The following is a 20295-nucleotide window of genomic DNA, read 5'->3' as shown; positions in this document are numbered from 1 at the left end:
CTTTAATGACATTATATCCCTTTCATTCGAAAAAGGAAAAGAAAAAGGAACAAGGATTGCCTTGAACGGGGCACCCTTGTTCCAGATGGTTAAGGTTTTCTCATATACGACCATAGGCGGTTATGGTTGGAGTTCTCAGGAAACCTGTCCCCTGCTTTCAAACGCAGTTTTTGCGGATTCTTTACCATGCTCCCGGTTTCACCGATTTCTATATACTCACCATTGTTCGGTGCCTTTTCTCCGGCCCTGAATTGTCGTGACTGTCCCATTCTTACCCCTCCTTTTTCGAAGCGATGCTTCTTTCCTATTTTTCTACAAGCGTGACCTTTCATGCATGCCAGATGAAGGATAAATATGATAATCCCGTTACGGTTCGGTTAACATTCGGAAAAAGGCTTTACAGTCTTTCCCTTAATGGTGTTAAATTAAAAAATGTGGAGAAAAAAAGCTTGGAGGATATACAATGGATTTTTATTTGATTATGAAATACTTATTTTTAGGGATTTTTCAAGGGTTCACGGAACCGATTCCGATCTCATCCAGTGGACACCTGCTGCTTGCACAGCATTTCCTTGGTATCAAAGACACAACACTGACCTTTGAAATTCTGGTCAATACGGCATCTTTACTCGCTGTTCTCATTATTTACCGGGAAGACATCTTACGCCTCATCGTAAATGGCCTCGGTTATTTCAAGCAGAAAACACCCGAAACAAAACGTGATTTTCATTTCATCATATACTTACTGATCGGCACAATCCCAGCAGGGGTGATTGGTATATTATTCGGCGATGTGATTGAGGAACATCTTACTTCTGTCATCACGGTAGGGATCACGCTCATCGTTACAGGTATTGCCCTTTGGATGATCCGTAACCTGAGAGGAAGAAAAAATGATGGAGACTTAAATGTAAAGGACGCAATCATCATCGGTCTTGCACAGGCAGTTGCCCTCATCCCCGGAATCAGTCGTTCAGGTGCAACGATCGTTGCTGCCATGGCAAGCGGTATGAAGGCAGAAACAGCCCTGCGCTTCTCATTCCTTCTTTATATACCTGTCAGCGTGGGCGTCATGGTATTTGGAATAAGCGACTTGATGGGTGATCCGAACCTTGCTTCCATGGCGATTCCATATACAGTTGCCTTCATTGCTTCCCTGATCGCTTCTTACTTCTCATTGAAGTGGTTCATGAATATTATGGCAAAAGGGAACTTGAAATATTTCGCTATTTATTGTGTCGCGGTCGGAGCTGCCGTCCTGATCTTCACATAACCCTTCTATCCGCCGGGTATCTTTGGTAAGCTTGTTAGAATAAGACATTTTGATGGAAACGGTGTGATCTCATGAGTGAGAATATTGAACTCCCTTCGGAGATAAAACAATTATTCATCGATAAAAAGTCGGTGAGAACCTTAATAAAAGGATGTTACTTGTTTCAAGAAGGAAAAGCGGCTCACGAGTTATATTTAATCAAAAACGGTCGGATTCAAATAAGCAAAGTCATTCCCGATGGACGGGAATTATCCCTCCGCATCTGTTCAACGGATGATGTCATCGGAGAATTGACTTTATTCAGTAAAGAAGCCTACTACATGCTTAGCGCAAAAATACTTGAGGACACGACGGTTTATGTTTTACCGAAAGAAACGTTTGAAGAAACACTTTCTCAAAACGGTGATCTGACCTTACAATGGCTGAAATGGATACAGCTTCAAAATCAGCAGAACCAGACAAAGTTTCGCGACCTTATCCTTCATGGAAAAAAAGGAGCCCTGTATTCTACCCTGATCCGCATGACCAATAGCTACGGAAAAGCCGTTAACACCGGTATCCTGATCGACCTGCCCTTAACCAATCAGGAATTGGCCAATTTTTGTGGATCATCCAGGGAAGTCGTGAACAGATTATTGAGCGAACTGAAGAAAGACAACGTCCTTATGTCGGAAAAAGGATACATCACGATTTTGGATCTGGAATACTTGAAGAATGAAATTGACTGTGAGAATTGCCCGGTCTCCATCTGCCGGATTGATTGATCCAAACCAAAAACCCCCTGAAGCAAGCCTTTCAGGGGGTTTTTCTTGTATCGGGTATTACCTGATTCCCAATGCGATTTTCGCATAGCGGGACATATTGTCTTTGCTCCATGGTGGATTCCAGACGATGTCCACCTCTGTTTCTTTCACTTCGGGAATGTCACTCAGTGCTGTTTTCACTTGATCCACAATGGTTCCGGCCAGGGGACAACCCATTGACGTAAGGGTCATGGTGACTGTTGCTTTTCCTTCCTCATCGAGATCCACATCATACACTAAACCTAAATTCACTATGTCTATTCCTAATTCAGGGTCGACAACCTGCTCTAAAGCACCCATCATATTATCTTTAAGATCTTGATCCATGCTAATCACTCCTTCATGCTTATACTTGTCTCTTACCCATTTTCATTACTCATCTTAACAAATAACCACGTATAAAACAAAAGGTTAAGCTGATAAATGCTTCTCGAACCACTCGACAAGCCGCAATACGCCTTCTCTCGTAACCTTGTGATCGGCTTTATCATCTTCTATGAACAGCAGATGGTCTTCCCGTTCCTCATAATAAGGCAATATGCTGTCATAGAATTCCCTGGTCAAATGGAAGGGGACGACTTTGTCGCGCTTTCCATGCCAGAACATGAGGGGTCTGCCCCCGAGCTTCTGGGGTTGAAGGCTAAGATCGTAATGGGCAAGCTCACTCATCATGCTTTCGATTTCCCCCTCGCTAAATGGCAGATCATATCCAAGCGATTCCACTTGAGCGAGCTGGGCCTGTGCAAATTTCACATATGTAGGGTTCCCCATCAGTGAAACGGCTGAAGAAATCCATTCATATTGAGTCAGGGCACCAAGTGTAACGATCCCCCCCATGGATGTTCCTGCCACACCGATTCCATTTGGTGCGATCAGTCCTTTTTCTTCAAAGTGCTCTTTCAATATGGATAATTCATGAATGGTATTCAACACGATCTTCCAAAAAACTTCTCCTAATTGATACTCTGACTTTCCAGAAGATCGTTCTCCGTGCTCTAAACAATCCGGGAGTATCACCCTGAACCCCTTTTCAGCAAGAAGGTATGCGTAGTGAAGATTATGCTCTTTCGCACTCGTAAAGCCGTGAATAAAGAAGCATGTCGGTAACGGTTTATTTATGTCCTCTTCCCTCACAAGATGAAGGAATGGGATCGTTTGAATAGTCGATTTATCAATAAGAATCATGATGGTTCTCTCCCTCCTGATTGCTTTTCACTTTACTATGATATCCTAGATTTGGTAGTATGTATAATATTTAAATCGAAGGCGTATGTAAACATTTCTTAAAATCTATGTGCAGGCGGTGGACAACTTTCTTCGTGTAACGCTACACTAGAATAGCCTTCATACCAATAAGATTGGGGATTTGTATTCATGAACTCACAAGAAAAACATCTGATTGTTCTGGATCTCGATGGAACATTATTAACCGATGAGAAGAAAATCTCGTCCAAAACACATGATATATTAAAAAAAGCGCGCCATAAAGGGCATGAAGTGATGATTGCAACAGGCAGGCCGTTTCGTGCAAGTGAATTGTATTATCAACAACTGCAGTTGACCACTCCCATTGTCAATTTCAATGGGGCATTCGTGCATCACCCGACCGACCCATCATGGGGAGTCTATCATGAGCCGATGGATCTCGATGTGGCCAAACAAATCATCAATGCTTGTGATGATTTTCCATTCCGTAATATCGTCGCTGAAGTGATGGATGATGTCTATCTTCATTATCATGATGAAAAGATCATCGATGTATTTATGATGGGTAACCCTTCGATTTCAACAGGTGATATCCGGAACGTATTATCGGATCACCCAACCTCCATGCTCATTCATGCTGAGGAAGAGGATGTAGCCGACATTCGTGCCCACCTCGATGATGTTCATGCAGAACTGATCGACCATCGCCGCTGGGCAGCACCTTGGCATATCATAGAGATCGTTAAATCCGGATTGAATAAAGCTGTCGGGATAGAGCGTGTGGCTTCTTCCTTGAATATCCCCCAAGAAAGAATCATCGCATTCGGGGATGAAGACAATGACTTGGAAATGCTCGACTACGCAGGAACAGGTGTCGCCATGGGTAACGCCATTGATCCACTGAAGGATATCGCGAATGAAGTGACACTTTCGAATGAAGAAGATGGCATCGGGCGTTATCTGCAAAAACGCTTCGACTTATAAATTCTGATGGAAACGGTGGGTAAATCTTCTTACTGTACGTTCCGCCTCCGAGAGCCATACTAGAAGAGAACGCATCCAGCGTTCCAACTTGCACAAGGGGTGGTAAGTGATGGGTAGAAAATCGAAACGATTTGTACAACAAGGTAAAATTGCTGTATCAAAACATGACGAACGTATCCCGTATCATCTGACGTATGCAGAAGCAGAGGCTAAGAAGCTTGCTTCACATGGTGACGGTGCAGGGGGGCTGGAATAATGAGCAATCCACTATTCCAGCAGGCACGTACCGCTGTATCTTCCGCTAAACAGGCATGCAGTACGGGAGAAAACGCTCAAATGTCCATTGATAAAGCGAAGAATGCTTTGTCATCTGCTTACGCTAACTCGAATGTCGAAGAGCAGAAGCAGCTTCATGCTCTTCAGGACGTGTTGAACCGCCTTTCATAAGCTAAATCAAACAGGGTTGCCCGTAAAAGGGCAACCCTGTTTATTTGTATGGAAGAACGACAAGATAACTGTGAATGATCTTCCCGTCCCCCTCATCCCGCTCATATAAATTCAGGAACAGCTTTCCATTTCTCTTTTTCAATTCAGGGAGTATGATGGAAAACTCCGTCCAGGCAGGAGCTTCTTTATTCACTTTCAAGAGCGTTTCCGGGAGGAGAACCCGATGGCCATCCTCAACCATATAGTAAAAACTTCCACTCGATACACGGGCTTGCCCAGTGACCGTAAAGCGATCTTTGACCTCCCTTACCTTTACATCTTTAAAGGAAGGGTGTTCCTGGGGTAATACGCTCTCTGCTCCCGATTTGGCGGGGATCCCCAATAACAGGATTGAGCTGATCAGTATATACACAATGGCTTTCAAGGTGATGCCCCTTTCTATCTGGGTTCACCCATAGTATTTGTTAAACATGAGAATCTAATCTTTTCGAAAGAACCCGAATATCCCGGTAGTCTGAACGATATTTGTAAACGCATTTGGGTCTACATCCTTGATCGTATGTTCAAGCTCGTACAATTCATACCGTGAAATGACGATGATTAACATCTCCTTATCCTCTCCGGAAAAAGCCCCTTTAGCGGGCAAAGTCGTAATTCCCCTTACGAGCTTTGAATGAATGGCTTCTCGCAATTCATTCGATTTCTTGGTGACGATCATCGCAGTCAGCTTCTCATGGCGAGTATGGATGGCGTCGATGACACGAGTTGAAGCATACAATGTCACTAACGTATACAGTGCTTTTTCCCATCCGTACAGGAACCCTGCAGACGTGATGATGACGGCATTCATCAAAAAGAAATACGATCCGACCGGCTTATCTTTCATTCTTGACAGGATCATGGCGATAATGTCCATTCCCCCGGTGGATGCCCCCCACTTCAATGTGATCCCGACACCGACAGCTGCTATGACCCCGCCGAATACTGCGTTCAGGAGGATATCCGGTGATAATTTAATGACCGGGAGCACTTCCAGGAAGAAGGAAGTCAAAAACACGGAAATAAAGCTATACACAGTAAAAGAACGGCCTACCTTGAGCCATCCCAGAATGGTGACGGGAATATTAAGGATGAATAATAAAATACCGGTTGAAATATTAAATGGTGCAAACTCCTTCAATAAGCTCGACAGCAGCTGGGCAAGTCCCGTAAAGCCGCTCGCATACACATTTGCCGGAATAAGAAAGAAGTTCATGGCTATGGCTCCTAAAAGGGATCCCACCAGGACCACGATAAATTTCTTCGCCTCTAATTGAACATGATCTCTCGACATACACATACCTCCTGCATCTTGTTGTTATTTTCTATGTTCCACATTTCATCTTACCTAAACTCCCTCTACTATTCATCTTTTTATCCAAATTCATGTTCAATCGATTGTTATTTTCACTAAAAATCGCTAGACTAAAGCTATAAAGATAAGTCAAAGGATGATGAGGATGACAGTAAAATTATTTGCTGATAGTGCAAGCGACCTTCCCGCTGCCTATTTCAACGAACACAACATAGAGCTTCTTCCGCTTAAAGTACATATAGATGGTCAGGACTACGAGGACTTGATCACCATTGAACCGAAATCCGTATTCGATAAAATCAGGGACGGACATATGCCGAAAACGTCCCAAGTCTCACCGGATCTATTCCTGAAAAAGTTCACACAGCTTGCAGAATCGAATCAATCCGGCATTTACATTGCCTTCTCCTCCCAATTATCAGGCACGTATCAAACGGCTGTCATGATCCGGGATCAGGTTAAAGAAGATCACCCTGATCTTGATTTGACCATCATCGATTCGAAATGTGCATCACTCGGATATGGATTGGTCGTCATGAAAGCGGCCGAACTCCTGAACAACGGCGGGACAAAAGAAGAAATCATCGAAGCCTCCCGCTTTAACTCAGAGCATATGGAACATCTTTTCACCGTAGAAGATCTTGAATATCTGGCAAAAGGAGGACGGGTCTCAAAAGCTTCAGCCTTTCTCGGTGGACTCCTTAATATCAAGCCCCTTCTCCATGTGGAAGATGGGAAACTTGTTCCGATTGAAAAAATGCGCGGTAAGAAGAAACTCCTTAAACGCATTTTAGATGTGATGGAAGAACGTGGTGACGATCTTTCAAATCAAGTCATCGCCATCAGTCATGGGGACGACGAAGAGCTCGCTCTTGAAATGAAGCAGCTCATAGAGGAAAAATTTTCACCGAAGGACGTTTACATCAGTATTATTGGATGCGCCATAGGTTCTCATACAGGGACAGGGACCTTAGCCATATTTTTCTTAAACCAGCACTCATAAACTTCTCTCCCCTTCCCCATACTAATAACGAGATCCAATACGGAAGGGAGAATCATCATGCCACATACTTCTGATAACGAAAAAAAGGCGAGGGACAACAATGCCCTGCGCCAGGAGAAGAATAAAATCAAAGAAATAAACCGGAAAGCCGGTAAAAATCAATACTCCAAAAAAACGGATCATCTGTAAGGGATGAACCGGCCGGAAGGCACCCGTTCTTTCTTGAAGGGGTGTCTTTTGTATTTCCCCTAAAAAAACCTGCACCATTTCAACCAAAGAAGTTGTATGTCCCGTCACAGCTTGTCTATAATGAAAAGAGAAAAAAGTATGGAGGGGTTACATATGGCAAAGGAAAGTTCGTTTGACATCGTATCCAAAGTGGATATGTCAGAAGTGAGCAATGCGATTCAAATCGCGTTGAAAGAGGTTCAAACCCGTTATGACTTCAAAGGGAGCAAGAGTGACATTAAATTGGACGGTGAGGAAATCGTCCTCGTCTCTGATGATGAATTCAAGATGAATCAGTTGAAGGACGTCCTTCTCAGTAAGCTGATCAAGCGTAACGTCCCTGTGAAGAACCTTGATTACAGTAAGCTTGAAGGTGCATCAGGCGGTACTGTCCGTCAGCGCGCCAAGCTTGTACAGGGGATCGACAAAGACAATGCAAAGAAAATCAACACAATCATCAAGAACTCCGGCGTGAAGGTAAAGAGTCAGGTTCAGGATGATCAGGTTCGCGTTACCGGTAAAAGCAAAGATGATCTCCAAAAAATCATCGCAGCCATCCGTGAAGCTGATCTTTCCATTGATGTACAATACGTAAACTTCCGTTAATACGGTTTTCCAAAGAAGTCTAATGGGTACAATAAAGCCATTGGACTTCTTTCATTTAGGAGGAAAAACATGAAGAAAAAAGTCATCATCATCGGTGCAGTCGGCGGTGGAGCGACGACAGCCTCTCAAATCAGGAAGCTCGACAATGATATCGAGATCATCCTGCTCGAGAAAACCTCTTACTTATCCTACGGAGCCTGCGGCATGCCCTATTACCTGGGAGATGTAATCAAAGACAGGGAAAGTCTTTTTGCCGCCACTCCTGAACAATTACATACAAAAAAGAATATTGACGTCAGAATGCATCATGAAGCGTTAAACATCGATCGCGAAAAGAAATCTTTACTTATCAGGGATCATGACCGCAATGAAGATTACGATGAAACCTATGATTATCTTGTCCTTGCAACGGGAGCATCCCCCTTTATTCCGGATATTCCGGGGATCGACCAAATCCCGTCTTTCCATCTCAGAACCGTCGAAGATATGGACAGGATCAAGCAATTCCTGGAAACCTCCAAACCTGATTCATGCACCATCATCGGCGGTGGATTCATCGGGGTCGAAATGGCTGAAAACTTCACTCATCTAGGAATGAAGGTGAATATCGTCGAAAGGTCTGAGCACGTCATCAGTATCATTGATGAGGAGACAGCTGCAGGATTACAGAATCATATCGCAGAAAAAGGGGTAACGCTGTATACGAAAGATGGTCTGAAAGAAGTACTGCCGGAGAACACGTTAAAACTCGACAGCGGGGAAACGTTACAGTCCGACTTCATCCTTCTCTCAGTCGGAGTGAAACCCCAGAACCACCTGGCGAAGGATGCCGGTTTATCAATCGGGGAATCAGGTGGGGTCGTCAGCAATGAGTTCATGCAAACCGACGATGATTCCATTTATGCAGTCGGGGATGTCGTCGAGTCCATCGACTTCGTTGACAATGCGCCGAAACAAGTACCCCTTGCATGGCCGGCTCATCGGCAAGCCTATATAATCGCTAAGCACGTAACCGGGGATCCTGTCCCTTTTAAGGGAATGCTTGGAACAGCGATTGCTAAAGTATTCGACCTTTCCATCGCTTCAACAGGACTTGGAGAAAAAGAATTAAAGGACAAAGGCTATACTTATCAAACCGTCGTGCATGAAGGAAAATCCCATGCCGGCTACTACCCCGGGGCCCATGACGTATATGTCCGCGTCCACTTCTGTCCTGAGACCGGTAAGATCTTCGGTGGAAATGTGGTAGGCGGTGAAGGGGTCGATAAACAAATCGATATCCTGGCCACTGCCATCTACGGTGGACTCTCGGTCACCGATCTACAGGAAATCGAGACCTGCTACGCCCCTCCCTTCTCTTCACCGAAAGGATTGTTGAATATGATTGGATATAAGGCTGCAGGAAAAATGAAAAAGAGATGATGCACGCAGGCTTCCCGTATGAGGAGCCTGCTTTTTTAGTGGGCCTCAAATCCTGCTGAATCCTCCCAAAACACGTTAATAATTATTTTTTCCGGGTAAACACTATCTTAAGATAACCTAAACCTTTAAAGGAGTGTTTTCATTGTCTCAACAACAACAAAACCAGAAGCAGACTTTTCCCCCTCAGCACCAGGATCATCAGCCTGGTACGGTGGATGAAATGAACCCCCAGCCCATCCATACGGATCAAAACTATAAAGGCAGTGGCAAGCTGGATGGAAAGGTCGCACTCATCACAGGAGGCGACAGTGGGATCGGCCGGTCGGTTGCCTGGTACTTCGCAAGGGAAGGCGCTCATGTAGCGATTTCGTATTTGGATGAACATGAAGATGCGAATAAAACGAAGGAACTTGTAGAAGCTGAAGGAGTCAGATGCATCCTATTACCAGGTGATGTGGGCAGTTCGACTTTTTGCAAAGATATCGTGAGTAAGACGATATCCGAGTTCGGGAAACTTGATATCCTCGTGAACAACGCTGCCGAACAGCACCCTCAGGCAGGACTTGTGGATATTAGCGATGAACAGTTAGAGCGTACATTCAAAACGAATATCTTCTCCATGTTCTATTTGACACGGGCTGCTCTTCCCCATCTCAAGAAGGGAGCCTCGATCATCAATACAGCTTCTATCACAGCATATAAAGGAAACAAGGATCTGATCGATTACTCTTCTACCAAAGGGGCCATTGTCAGCTTCACCCGCTCACTGGCTGAAAACATCGCAACAGACGGCATCAGGGTGAACGGGGTCGCTCCAGGACCGATTTGGACTCCGTTGATACCCTCGACTTTCAGTTCACAAAAAGTGTCGGAATTCGGAGCTAATACACCCCTTGGACGGGCTGGACAACCATTTGAATTAGCACCTGCATACGTGTATCTTGCCAGTGATGATTCAAGCTACGTGTCAGGACAGATGATTCATGTTAATGGCGGTACCGTCATCAACGGATAAGACAAAAGCGACTGAAGTTCATGACCCCCTTCTTTTTTGAGGGAGTCATCACTTCAGTCGCTTTTTATTAGGACTTCACCTTCCGTTCACCACAGGTACACCGAGTCACTAGATGGTGAGGAACAATGATTCTCTTGATCGGTTCTTTCGGATTCTCAATTTTCTGGATCAGGCTTTTCGCAGCTTCATTCCCAAGGTTATAAATATTGATATCCACTGAAGTAAGCGGGGGTCTGGACATTTCCGCCAGGAGGACATTATTGAAGCTGACAATGGAGATGTCTTCCGGGACACGGATGCCCATCTCATCCAATGTATTCAAGACCCCAAGCGCCATCAAATCATCGGCTACGACCAGGGCAGTCGGGGGTGCTTCCAGCTGCATGAGCTCTTTAATGGCTTCACGCCCCCCTTCCCGAAGGAATTCTTCATGTATGATATATTCTTCCTTCATATCGATCCCGGCATCACGGAGGGACTTCTCGTAGCCTAACAAACGCTCGACCGTCACAACCAGATTCAGGTCTCCCCCGATGAAGCCGATGCATTCATGTTTAAGTCCGAGGAGGTAGTCCGTCACTTCTTTCGTTGCCCGGTAGTTGTCATTATCCACATGTGTGATTTCTTCACAATATTTATATGGCTTCCCGACGACAACAAAGGGGAAATCACGATTCTTCAAGTAGTTCATCACTTTATCTTCTACCTTTGAATATAACAGGATGATTCCGTCCACCCGTCCACCCTGTACCATCTGGACGACACCTTCATAAATTTCCTCTTCAGATTGCCCGGTGGACATTTGAAGGGCATACTGTTTTTCCTGAGCCCCTTCACTCAATCCTCTTAAGACCGTCGGAAAGAATGGATTTTGCGAGAAAGCACTGGCGGAACCCGGTAATACAAGTCCGATCACCTGTGTGGACTGATTTGCCAGACTCCTTGCAATGAAGTTGGGATGGTACCCAAGTTGCTCCATCGCTTCCCGGACTTTTTGTTTTGTTTTTTCACTTATTCTTGGATTGTTTGCGATCACACGTGAAACCGTGGATGGCGCTACGTTTGCAAGCTTTGCAACATCCTTGATGGTAACAGCCATATATTCCACCCCCCTTTATTAAAAAATGCGGACCCGTAGGCGGGCTGCTCATTCATAAAATTAAAACGCTTCCAATTCTGTATGGTTAAAATGGCAGCAGGGCTCATCGTAAGGGCCCTGCTCTTCACTCATTACTTGTTCTTCGCTTTTCCACGTTTCTTTACAAGATAAAGGAAGAGGAAGAAAAGGAAGTACATGATTCCCAAAGCGATCAGGTAAGGATAATTCAGTCCGCTCTTGTTTTTGAGCAAGTAGATTTCCGACTCTTCTCGATCGAGGACAAGCTGATAATTTCCATCCTTGTCACTGCGGACCAGGTCATCACTGATCAATCCTTTTAGTTCATGGTTATCCGCCAGATCGTCTTTCGATAATTGAACATTTTGTGTTTCACTCGTGTTGTTGATGGCGATGACGATGGTCTGATCTTTGTATGTACGCTTAAAGATTCCCATCCCATCTTGATTGTATATCGGTGTGATATCCCCTCTCGTCAGTGCGGGATATTCTTGGCGAATTTCACCTAACCGGGAGATATAATCCATGAGTTCCTTATCAGCCCTGAAATTCATAAAGCGGCGATTGTCAGGATCATTCCCTCCGTCCATCGCTATTTCAGATCCGTAATAAACGATCGGAATTCCCGGGGTTGTATACATATACGTGAGGGCAAGCTTCCATCTCGTTCCAGGGAAGAGCTTCTCTTGAACAATCATTCTCGTAAATCGTTCCATATCATGATTATCAATGAATGTTCCCATCACATATGGATTGTCATAGAACGTTTCATTGTACTTCCAAAAGTTGAATAACCGATCCATGGACGTATCGGGTTTTTGGAAGACGGAGCGCATTTCTTCCGCTTGGGGAACATTGACGAATCCATCGATCCCTGTCCCATTGTACGCAGCGATTTTTTCCGGATCTCTGTCGTTCACTTCACCTAACAGGTAAAAGTCTTCTTTCACCGACTTCACTTCATCGCTGAACTCATCCCAGAACTCCTGCGGGACATGACGTACAGTGTCGAGACGATATCCATCGATATCGGTTTCTTTGATCCACCATTTTGCCGCATCGAATAGATAGTTTTTCACTTCGGGATTTTCTGTATTTAAATCGGGAAGATCATATAACCAGGCATTCTGAAGACTTTCTTCATTATTGAAGTTCATCGGCTGTTTTTCATGGAACCAGTCCTCTTTTTCAGGGTCATTGACCCAGGGGTGTTCCGGCCCGACATGATTCACAACAAAGTCCAGCATCACTTTCATATCCCGTTTATGGGCTTCTTCCACAAGCTTCTTGAATGTCTTCATGGAGCCGAAATGTTCTTCGGTTTTGTAGAAGTCTGTAATCCAATAACCGTGATAACCCATCGGTTGATTATCAAATATGGGGGTCAGCCAAATAGCAGTGAATCCCATATCCTTGATGTAATCCAGTTTATCGATGATTCCTTGGAAGTCCCCGCCCTGATAGGCTTTCGGATCCTTCGTGTTAACATCTTTATCATTGCTTGTATCCCCATCATTAAATCGATCGACCATTAGAAAATAGATGGTCTCATCCTGCCATTTGCGTTCTTCTTTTTCAACTGCTCCTACCGGAAGGGCGTAAAAAAGAAGAAACGGGACTAAAATGAGAGATAATACTCTTCTTTTCATCTCCGCTCCTCCTAAAAATGTTAGTAACGCCTATAAGATTATCCTTTTGTACCCCCTGCCGTCAATCCTGAAACGAAGTATTTCTGGAAGAACAGGAATAATAGGGCAATCGGTACAGCAATGAGTACAGATCCGGCTGCAAAGGTCGTGAATTCTGCTCCGAACTGTTTTGCCACCATATCATAAAGGGCAACCGGTAATGTGTACATCTTTTCTGAACGCAACAGGATGCTTGCAATGATGAAATCTGCAAAAGGTGCGATGAAAGAAAACAGTGCAACCACCGCAATGATCGGCTTCGCAAGGGGCATGACGATCTGGAAGAAAATCCGTAAATGTCCCGCTCCGTCCATCTTGGCTGATTCATCAAGCTCTTTCGGGATCGTATCCAGATACCCTTTCATCAGCCATGTGTTCATCGGAATTTGACCACCAACATAAACGAGGATCAAACCAATGTGAGTATCTAAAAGTTTCGTTAATAGTGCCAGTACGAAAATCGCAATCAGTGCGGCGAAGTTCGGTATCATTTGTAAGATCAAGAATGTCATCAGACCATTCTTACGACCGGCAAACCGGTAACGTGAGAATGAATAGGCCGTTAAACTGACAAGCAGGACAGTCAGGGCCATCGTGGATAAACTGACCTTCAATGAATTCCAGTACCAAAGCATATAATTGCTTTTCTCGAGATCAAACAGTTCCTTATAATGGGCCAGTGTGGCATTCTTCGGAATAATGGATGAACCGGATAAACTTTGACCCGGGTTGAATGATGATCCAATGATCCATGCAACCGGGTATAGAATGATGGCAAACATGATTCCGATGGCGACGTATGAAAGTGTTAAACGTATGAGTTTCTGTCTCTTCATATTCATATTACATCATATCCTCTTCTTGGAATGATTTCGTTCTCTTGAACTGCCAGATCGCTACAGTGATGACGATGATGGACAACAATAATGTAATGGCAGCGGCTTTCGAATACTGTGCGGATGTCATCGTCAGACTGTAGATCCAGGAAATCAGGATATCCGTCCCGCCTGCATTTTGTCCGGTTAAGGCCGGTCCACCGCCGTTAAACAAGTAGATGACGTTGAAGTTATTAAAGTTAAACGTATATTGTGTAATGATGATTGGTGCCGTTGCAAAAAGGACAAGTGGCAGCGTGATATTCTTGAATTTCTGGAAAGCTGAAGCCCCATCGACCGTCGCTGCTTCATAAAGTTCATCGGGAATCGATTGAAGCACCCCTGTTGTCATGGCAAAGATGAACGGGAAGCCGAGCCATGCCTGGATTCCGATCAAGGCGATTCGTGTATACATCGGTTCGGTCATCCAAGGTAATCCTTCAATGCCGAAGAAGCCCAGGATATCCCGGTTGATCGTTCCGAATGATTCATTGAACATTCCGGCGAAAACCAGGATCGAAACGAAAGCCGGGATTGCCCATGGAAGGATGAATACAGTACGGATGATGGCTTTCCCTTTTAAATCCTTTTGATTCACAAGGATGGCAAGGAATACACCAAGTGCCACTTGAAGGGTTGTCGCTCCGAATGTCCAAACGAGTGTCCAGGCAAGTACAGTGATGAACGTTTCTCTCCATATATCAATCTTGAAGATATCAACAAAGTTTTGAATCCCTACCCAGTCGACCAGTTTAGCCGGTGGTGAGTGATACAGATCATAGTTTGTAAACGCCAGTAAAACGACAAAGATAATCGGGAAAATGACGACGAATACAAGTAGTAAGAACCCTGGAGACATAATAAGATATGGAAAACCATTATCAATCAGATTTCTGTACTGCTCGCGGATCGTGCTAAGTTTCTCTCCCCTGTCGCGCTTTTCTCCATTCTTATACGCATCCCGGAGATTAAACAGATAAAAACCGATTCCAAAAATAGATACTATGATTGCCAAGATACCGTATACCATTAAGAAAATGGAATGATCTCCGTATGATACATCTGTCCCAAGGGTCGTAATCCCCCATAATCCGTAGCCGATCAAATCTCTGAAGACAAGAATAAAGGCGGCAGTCATGATCAGGAAGAATCCGCCTTTTAGAAACTGTCTATGATACATCTGACCTAAACCAGGGATTAGGGAAAGGGCCAGCGCTGTTTTTCTATGATTTGTTTGATAGGATTGTTGCTCCATCCTATATTCCCCTTTCTACGTTCACAGTTTTGATAAGCTTCAAGAGCTTTTTAAGAAAAGAAAGCTTTTTTTCCTTAAAAAGCCCTTGAATAGGTCTTTAAAAGGATAGCAGTACCTCTCAATACGAGAAGGTACCGCTATGATTATGATTAGTTAGAGTGGTTCGCATCAATGTTTTGCTGAATTTGCTTCACTGCTGCATCAAGAGCCGCTTTCGGTTCCTGCTTACCTGTTACAACCGTTTGAAGTGAATCAGCCATTGGTCCCCAAACTTCTCCCATCTCAGGGATGTTCGGCATTGGAACCGCGTATTGAGATTGCTCGGCAACCGCTTTTGCACCAGGATTGTCAGCGATCGCAGGATCGTCGATCAGACCTTGGTTTGTTGGAACTTCCTGAGTTTGTTCGAAACGTAATTTAGCATACTCGTCTTGAGTGATGAATTCGATGAATTTTTGAGCCCACTCTTTGTTTTTAGAGTAGCCTGACACATGCCATCCTTTAACACCCATGAATGTTTTCATCGGCTCACCGTTTGGAAGCTTAGGCATTGCAGAGATACCAATGTCGATGCCGGCATCTTTATACCCTTGGAAAGACCAAGGTCCGTTCATGACAGATGCCACTTTTCCTTCTCCGAAAAGACCGTCAAGTGCAGATCCGCCATTTTCCCCGATGATTCCTTTAGGGAATAATCCTTCAGTGTACCATTTTTGAATATATTCAGTACCTTCAACGGCACCTTCATTATTTAATCCAAGATCTTTCGCATCTAAAGCACCATCTTTTTCAGCAAATACATATCCGCCGAATCCACCGATCGGTGCATGAGCGAAATAGAAGTTATCCCAAAGAGCTAAGAAACCATATTTTCCGTCTTTGGTGAAATCTTTAGAGAAAGTGTAAACTTCATCCATTGTCTTTGGAGCTTCTTCCATTAACGCCTTGTTGTATACAAATACAGGCGTTTCAGAAGATTTTGGCAATCCATATAACTTTCCATCATAACTTTCAGCTGTCATAGAAGACTCGGTGAAACGCTTTTCAATGTCCCCGTCCACTTCTAAAGGAGCGATATGCCCTGCAAGAGCAAGCTCACCGATTTGGTCATGTGGTAATGTTAAAACGTCCGGGCCCGTTCCTGCTGGACCGTCTAAACGTAATTGTTCTTTCATCTTAGTAGCCATTTCTACTTCTTTCACTTCAACCTTGATACCAGTTTCTTCTTCGAACTTGGCACCTACTTCATCCAGCCATCCGATTTTCTCTTGATCTTCCCAGACAACCAGTTTTTCAGGTTTGTTCGCATCGTCAGCTTTTTTCTCTCCTTTGTCACCGGATCCTTCCTCACGGTTTGGACCACAAGCAGCGAGCGCCCCTAGTACAAGCATGATTACCATAAGCAATGATAACGCTTTCTTCATTTCGACCCCTCCTAAGTATGGTGAAACTATTAATTCATGTTTTAGATTGAACAAACGCTTGCACATACTATGACTTAATCTCTAAAGATATCGCTTACATTCTCTTGTGAAAACGATTGCACAACCTACTTCTTATTATACAAACTAAATCTCCTTTGACAATACTTTTTTTGAAAATTTTTGCGTATGACCTAAAAGAAAAGAAAACGCTTTACTAGTTTGACTGCCTATCATTGACAACATTGTTGGTTTGGAATACTCTTTAATGGAATGAATAAGAGGAGGATATACGATGTTACTGGAAGCCATCTATCATAGACCGAAAGATAATTATGCATACGCTTGCACAAATAATGAATTACACATACGGATTCGCACGAAGAAAAAAGACGTCGAAACCGTCACGCTCCTCCACGGAGATCCCTATCAATGGGAAAATGGAAAATGGCAATATAATCGCAAGGAAATGGTTTTAACCGGAACGGACCAGTTGTTCGATTATTGGTTCGCTTCCATCTCCCCTCCTTTCAGACGGCTTCGCTATGGTTTTCTCCTCGATGACACAACGGATGAAGTCTTTTATGGAGAAAAGGGATTTAATGAGGCTCCTTCCACTGATATAGGGGACTATTTCTGCTTCCCGTTCCTGAATACCATCGATGTCTTCGAAGCACCTGATTGGGTGAAGGATACGGTCTGGTATCAAATTTTCCCTGAGCGATTTGCAAATGGGAATACGGAGAATGATCCGGAAGGGACACTGGATTGGAATAGTGCAGAGCCCACACCGACCAATTTTTTCGGAGGGGACTTAGAAGGCGTGATCCAGAAAATTCCTTATTTAAAAACGCTTGGAATCTCCGGGATTTACTTTACTCCGATCTTTAAAGCGCATTCCAATCATAAATACGACACAATCGATTATTTCGAAATCGATCCCCAGTTTGGGACGAAAGAAACATTGAAGGAATTAATCAAGGTCTGTCACGAGCATGATATCAAAGTCATGCTGGATGCCGTCTTTAATCATAGCGGCTTTTACTTTGATCAGTTTCAGGATGTGCTGGAAAAGGGCGAGGATTCTCCTTATAAAGAGTGGTTTCATGTACATGAATTCCCATTGGATATCGAAAGTTCGCCTCCCAATTATGATACCTTTGCATTCGAACCCTCCATGCCGAAGTTAAATACTGAGAATGAAGAGGTGCGCAATTATCTATTGGAAGTGGGCCGCTACTGGATAAAGGAATTTGATATCGATGGATGGCGTCTCGATGTAGCCAATGAAGTCGATCACCACTTCTGGCGTGAATTCCGAAAAGAAGTAAAAGGTATAAAGCCGGAGCTGTATATCTTAGGGGAAATCTGGCACGATTCCATGCCCTGGCTGCGTGGAGATCAATTCGATGCTGTCATGAATTATCCTTTTACGACCAATCTATTGAATTTGTTTGCCCACCAGACCATTTCAGCTTCTCAATTTGCAGAAAACATGACATCTGTCGTTCATATGTACCCTAAGAATGTAAACGAAGTGAATTTCAACCTAGTCGGTAGTCACGATACACCACGAGTATTAACAGAGTGCGGCGAAGATATCCGACGTGCTAAACAAATCTACACGTTCATGCTCTCCTTTACCGGCACACCTTGTATTTATTATGGTGATGAAATCGGTCTGACAGGTGAACAGGATCCAGGATGCCGTAAATGCTTCCCATGGGAACAGGAATATCATAACGAGGAGCTCTTCGGGCATATACAGAAACATATCGCCCTCCGGAAGAGATACCCACTGTTAAGCAACGAGGGAAATCTGACGTTCTTACCCGGTGACCTTCATGAGCATTGTCTTTCATTCACCAAGTCAAACGGAGAGGAAACAATCTTTGTTTTATTAAACTGCAGTGAAGAATCGACCACCTACTCCCTTCCTTTTGAGTTGAAAGGAAAGAAGATCACGAATCTGTGGAATGGGGAAGATTTTTCCGCAGAAGCAGAGTCTATCGAGGTGGCACTCGACGGGTATGGATTTGCCATTTTGAAATTCTAATGATGCTTACTTCCTAAACAAGAGGGACTATACCTTAACGGTTAGTCCCCTTATCTATTTCATATGTAACGAATGCCGGTGTATGCCCCCGGTAAGCTAAAGGAGAAAATCTATGAGCAATAACCAAAGAAACATGACCCTCTTTGCCTTGACCTGGCCGATCTTCATTGAAATTTTTCTTCACATGCTGATGGGAAATGCGGATACGTTAATGCTGAGTCAGTACTCGGATGATTCGGTAGCAGCCGTAGGGGTCTCCAATCAGATCCTTTCTCTCATCATTGTGATGTTTGGATTTGTTGCGACGGGTACAGCCATCCTTGTGGCCCAACATCTCGGGGCGGATGAGAATCGCATGGCCGGGGAAGTGTCGATCGTTTCCATTGCCGTCAATCTACTATTCGGACTCTTATTGAGTATCGCCCTTGTATTTTTCAGTAAGCCGATCTTATCATCAATGGATCTCCCCCGTTCACTGATGGATGAAGCTTCTTCCTATTTAAGAATCGTGGGAGGCTTCGCTTTCATCCAGGCATTGATCATGACTGCAGGAGCCATCATGAGGAGCTACGGCTACACAAAAGACGCCATGTATATCACAATCGGCATGAATATTATCAATGTGATCGGAAACTACCTATTTATTTTTGGACCGTTCGGTGTCCCTGTATTAGGCGTAGAGGGTGTGGCGATTTCCACCATCACTTCAAGACTGATCGGATTCATCGTAAGTATCATCGTGATAAAGAAACGGATACCCACTGCTCTTCCATTCAGAAGACTATTGAATCTACCTCTCTCTCACGTTAAAAATTTACTGCGGATAGGCATCCCCTCTGCAGGGGAGCATCTTTCCTATAACGGGTCACAAATGGTTATTACCTACTTCATTGCAAGTATCGGGACCAATGCTCTTACGACGAAGGTATATGCCCAAAATCTGATGATGTTCATTTTCTTATTCAGCGTCGCCATTAGCCAGGGAACACAGATCATCATCGGACACATGATCGGCGCCAGGGATTTTGACAGTGCTTACGAACGATGCCTGAAGAGCTTAAAGATCGCAATTATCATCTCGCTCATCATGGCCGGAGTTTTTTCCGTTGCAGCAGAACCCCTCCTCCGCATATTTACGAGCAACGAAGAAATCATTTCCCTTGGTAAAACATTGATCTATCTCACCATCATTCTCGAGCCGGGAAGAAGCTTTAATTTAGTGGTCATTAATGCGCTAAGGGCAACAGGTGATGTACGCTTCCCGGTATATATGGGGATCTTATCCATGTGGGGAGTCAGCGTGACGCTTTCCTACATTCTCGGAATCTGGTTCGGACTCGGGCTCATCGGAATCTGGATCTCCTTCATTGCTGATGAATGGCTGCGGGGCATCATCATGCTCAAACGCTGGCGATCCAAAAAATGGATCCATAAACGATTTGTCCAAACTGATAAAAACGCCGTTTAGAGGGACGGACCTTCCTTTAGATGGCCTTTAAAGACGAACAACCAGGAAATTAGTTAGGATCACTTGTTACACCG

General features: G+C 44.2%; 22 protein-coding genes. 12 read left to right on the top strand and 10 right to left on the bottom strand.

The window, feature by feature from the left end:
* Positions 1-89 precede the first annotated feature (89 nt).
* Positions 90-269 (bottom strand): YjzC family protein, encoded by a 180-nt coding sequence (locus tag BVI01S_RS18220; protein WP_034763424.1) that lies wholly within the window; start codon positions 267-269, stop codon positions 90-92.
* Between the two features lie 194 nt (positions 270-463).
* Between BVI01S_RS18220 and BVI01S_RS18215 the strand changes: the two genes are divergently transcribed.
* Together BVI01S_RS18215 and BVI01S_RS18210 are read left to right on the top strand one after the other, a co-directional pair.
* A complete protein-coding gene (locus tag BVI01S_RS18215) occupies positions 464-1273 on the top strand; it encodes an undecaprenyl-diphosphate phosphatase (protein WP_034763423.1) in 810 nt (269 codons plus the stop codon).
* Between the two features lie 71 nt (positions 1274-1344).
* Entirely contained in the window at positions 1345-2037 is a 693-nt protein-coding gene (locus BVI01S_RS18210) for a Crp/Fnr family transcriptional regulator (protein ID WP_061811157.1), read from the top strand.
* Between the two features lie 57 nt (positions 2038-2094).
* Here BVI01S_RS18210 and BVI01S_RS18205 read toward each other — a convergent pair whose 3' ends face one another.
* Together BVI01S_RS18205 and BVI01S_RS18200 are read right to left on the bottom strand one after the other, a co-directional pair.
* Positions 2095-2403, bottom strand: coding sequence for a metal-sulfur cluster assembly factor (locus BVI01S_RS18205; protein ID WP_034763420.1), 309 nt, complete (start codon positions 2401-2403; stop codon positions 2095-2097).
* 84 nt (positions 2404-2487) lie between these two features.
* Complete coding sequence (locus tag BVI01S_RS18200) at positions 2488-3261, bottom strand: prolyl oligopeptidase family serine peptidase (RefSeq protein WP_061811156.1); 774 nt, start codon at positions 3259-3261, stop codon at positions 2488-2490.
* A gap of 189 nt (positions 3262-3450) precedes the next feature.
* On the opposite strand from BVI01S_RS18200, the gene BVI01S_RS18195 reads away from it, so the two are divergent.
* The 3 genes from BVI01S_RS18195 (at position 3451) to BVI01S_RS18190 (ending at position 4713) form a co-directional block, all read left to right on the top strand.
* On the top strand, positions 3451-4266 hold the full coding sequence (locus tag BVI01S_RS18195; protein ID WP_034763418.1) for a Cof-type HAD-IIB family hydrolase: 816 nt from the start codon (positions 3451-3453) through the stop codon (positions 4264-4266).
* A gap of 109 nt (positions 4267-4375) precedes the next feature.
* Positions 4376-4522, top strand: a complete 147-nt coding sequence (locus BVI01S_RS22780; protein ID WP_167562130.1) for a hypothetical protein — start codon at positions 4376-4378, stop codon at positions 4520-4522.
* On the top strand, positions 4522-4713 hold the full coding sequence (locus BVI01S_RS18190) for a DUF3813 domain-containing protein (protein ID WP_061811155.1): 192 nt from the start codon (positions 4522-4524) through the stop codon (positions 4711-4713). Before BVI01S_RS22780 ends, BVI01S_RS18190 begins: the two co-directional genes overlap by 1 nt.
* A gap of 40 nt (positions 4714-4753) precedes the next feature.
* On the opposite strand, the gene BVI01S_RS18185 is transcribed toward BVI01S_RS18190, so the two are convergent.
* On the bottom strand, positions 4754-5137 hold the full coding sequence (locus BVI01S_RS18185) for a Gmad2 immunoglobulin-like domain-containing protein (protein WP_061811154.1): 384 nt from the start codon (positions 5135-5137) through the stop codon (positions 4754-4756).
* A gap of 54 nt (positions 5138-5191) precedes the next feature.
* On the bottom strand, positions 5192-6046 hold the full coding sequence (locus BVI01S_RS18180) for a YitT family protein (RefSeq protein WP_034763415.1): 855 nt from the start codon (positions 6044-6046) through the stop codon (positions 5192-5194).
* A gap of 166 nt (positions 6047-6212) precedes the next feature.
* Here BVI01S_RS18180 and BVI01S_RS18175 point away from each other — a divergent pair, with 166 nt between their 5' ends.
* The 5 genes from BVI01S_RS18175 to BVI01S_RS18160 all read left to right on the top strand — a co-directional run bounded on the left by BVI01S_RS18175 (position 6213) and on the right by BVI01S_RS18160 (position 10341).
* Entirely contained in the window at positions 6213-7070 is an 858-nt protein-coding gene (locus BVI01S_RS18175) for a DegV family protein (RefSeq protein ID WP_061811153.1), read from the top strand.
* A gap of 57 nt (positions 7071-7127) precedes the next feature.
* Positions 7128-7259, top strand: coding sequence for a DUF3941 domain-containing protein (locus BVI01S_RS22635; RefSeq protein ID WP_094075248.1), 132 nt, complete (start codon positions 7128-7130; stop codon positions 7257-7259).
* Positions 7260-7412: 153 nt separating this feature from the next.
* Positions 7413-7904 (top strand): YajQ family cyclic di-GMP-binding protein, encoded by a 492-nt coding sequence (locus BVI01S_RS18170; protein ID WP_034763412.1) that lies wholly within the window; start codon positions 7413-7415, stop codon positions 7902-7904.
* Positions 7905-7973: 69 nt separating this feature from the next.
* The gene (locus BVI01S_RS18165; RefSeq protein ID WP_061811152.1) at positions 7974-9326 is read left to right on the top strand and encodes a CoA-disulfide reductase; all 1353 of its coding nucleotides are present in this window, start codon (positions 7974-7976) and stop codon (positions 9324-9326) included.
* A gap of 142 nt (positions 9327-9468) precedes the next feature.
* A complete protein-coding gene (locus BVI01S_RS18160; RefSeq protein WP_034763409.1) occupies positions 9469-10341 on the top strand; it encodes an SDR family oxidoreductase in 873 nt (290 codons plus the stop codon).
* 67 nt (positions 10342-10408) lie between these two features.
* Here the strand turns inward: BVI01S_RS18160 and BVI01S_RS18155 are convergent, their stop codons facing one another.
* The 5 genes from BVI01S_RS18155 to BVI01S_RS18135 form a co-directional block, all read right to left on the bottom strand.
* A complete protein-coding gene (locus tag BVI01S_RS18155; RefSeq protein ID WP_061811151.1) occupies positions 10409-11440 on the bottom strand; it encodes a LacI family DNA-binding transcriptional regulator in 1032 nt (343 codons plus the stop codon).
* A 131-nt stretch (positions 11441-11571) separates the two neighbouring features.
* Positions 11572-13107, bottom strand: coding sequence for an alpha-amylase family glycosyl hydrolase (locus BVI01S_RS18150; protein WP_061811150.1), 1536 nt, complete (start codon positions 13105-13107; stop codon positions 11572-11574).
* A 38-nt stretch (positions 13108-13145) separates the two neighbouring features.
* Positions 13146-13988, bottom strand: a complete 843-nt coding sequence (locus BVI01S_RS18145; RefSeq protein WP_034763404.1) for a sugar ABC transporter permease — start codon at positions 13986-13988, stop codon at positions 13146-13148.
* Position 13989: 1 nt separating this feature from the next.
* Positions 13990-15276 (bottom strand): carbohydrate ABC transporter permease, encoded by a 1287-nt coding sequence (locus BVI01S_RS18140; protein WP_061811149.1) that lies wholly within the window; start codon positions 15274-15276, stop codon positions 13990-13992.
* A 149-nt stretch (positions 15277-15425) separates the two neighbouring features.
* On the bottom strand, positions 15426-16700 hold the full coding sequence (locus BVI01S_RS18135) for an extracellular solute-binding protein (protein ID WP_034763400.1): 1275 nt from the start codon (positions 16698-16700) through the stop codon (positions 15426-15428).
* A 292-nt stretch (positions 16701-16992) separates the two neighbouring features.
* Here BVI01S_RS18135 and BVI01S_RS18130 point away from each other — a divergent pair, with 292 nt between their 5' ends.
* Together BVI01S_RS18130 and BVI01S_RS18125 are read left to right on the top strand one after the other, a co-directional pair.
* Positions 16993-18753, top strand: coding sequence for an alpha-glycosidase (locus BVI01S_RS18130; protein ID WP_061811148.1), 1761 nt, complete (start codon positions 16993-16995; stop codon positions 18751-18753).
* Positions 18754-18865: 112 nt separating this feature from the next.
* Complete coding sequence (locus tag BVI01S_RS18125) at positions 18866-20221, top strand: MATE family efflux transporter (RefSeq protein ID WP_061811147.1); 1356 nt, start codon at positions 18866-18868, stop codon at positions 20219-20221.
* The last annotated feature ends 74 nt before the right edge of the window (positions 20222-20295 follow it).

Source organism: Rossellomorea vietnamensis NBRC 101237 (assembly GCF_001591825.1).
In the GTDB taxonomy this organism is placed as follows: Bacteria; Bacillota; Bacilli; order Bacillales; family Bacillaceae_B; genus Rossellomorea; species Rossellomorea vietnamensis.
Note: the sequence above shows the minus strand (reverse complement) of the source record. Positions and strands in the feature narration are given on the sequence as shown.